This window comes from Psychrobacter sp. TB55-MNA-CIBAN-0194 (assembly GCF_040309505.1).
Classification (GTDB): Bacteria; Pseudomonadota; Gammaproteobacteria; order Pseudomonadales; family Moraxellaceae; genus Psychrobacter; species Psychrobacter fozii.
On the sequence record NZ_JBEOOW010000755.1, the window covers coordinates 1 to 237 of the forward strand.

1 protein-coding gene is annotated in these 237 nt (G+C 39.7%); it reads right to left on the minus strand.

Annotated features, from left to right (window positions below; all coding sequences use genetic code 11):
• The coding region (locus tag AAEY75_RS16980; protein ID WP_352260349.1) for a helicase-related protein at positions 1-237 on the minus strand (237 nt) is incomplete at both ends.

Sequence of the window (237 nt, forward strand, 5' to 3'; positions counted from 1 at the left end):
CATCCGTTGCTACTAGAATTTTGACTTTGCCGTTACGCAAGTCTTGAACGATACGATTACGCTTGCTCTGTGGCAAATCACCATGTAAGAAGCTGGCTTTATGGCCTTGCTCTTGTAAAGATTTGGCTAATTTTTCAGTACTACGTTTGGTCGCAGCAAAGATGATGACTTGTTCCATCTCTTTATCGCAAACAATTTTGTCAAGCAAACGGTTTTTATGATCAAAATCATCACAGT